Annotated in this window: 1 protein-coding gene; it reads right to left on the minus strand. The window is 62.2% G+C overall.

From position 1 onward, the window contains the following. Nucleotides 1–20: 20 nt before the first annotated feature. Nucleotides 21–654 (minus strand): helix-hairpin-helix domain-containing protein (locus EOA22_RS36240; protein WP_245478802.1); only part of this gene is annotated, 634 nt, incomplete at its 5' end.

Consider the following 654-nt stretch of genomic DNA (forward strand, 5'->3'; position numbering starts at 1 on the left):
AGATGAAAGTGCCAGATTTTTCAACTCTCGTGGAAGTGATTGTAGACCAGTTTCGCCACCTGCTCGGAAATCCCGTCGACTTTCCGCAGATCCTCGATGGCCGCGCGGCTGACCGCCTTGGCGGTGCCGAATGCCAGCAGCAATGCCCGCTTGCGGCCGGGACCGATGCCGCTGATCTCATCAAGTGGGCTCTTGACCATTTCCTTCTTGCGGCGAGCCCGATGCGAGCCGATCGCGAAACGGTGAACCTCATCGCGCAGCCGCTGGACGAAATAGAGCACGGGGTCGCGGACCGGTAGGGAAAACGAGTCCCTGCCTTTGACGAAGAACCGCTCGCGGCCGGCATCGCGGTCCTGGCCCTTGGCGATGCCGATGGCAACCACGCGGTCCTCGATGCCGAGATCGGCGAGGATCTTGCGCACCGCGGTCATCTGGCCCTGGCCACCGTCGATCAGGATGACATCGGGCCAGGCCGGGAAGCTGCCGGAGATATCGTCCTCCATATCGTCTGCCGAACCGTCGGCTGCATCCCCAGCCGGGACATCGCCATGCTCCTTGAGCAACCGCGAAAACCGCCGTTCCATCACCTCGCGCATCATGCCGAAATCGTCGCCAGGCGTGATCTCGGTCGAGCGGATGTTGAATTTCCGGTAC

Origin of the sequence: Mesorhizobium sp. M7A.F.Ca.US.014.04.1.1 (assembly GCF_003998745.1) — a bacterium.
GTDB lineage: Bacteria > Pseudomonadota > Alphaproteobacteria > Rhizobiales > Rhizobiaceae > Mesorhizobium > Mesorhizobium ciceri.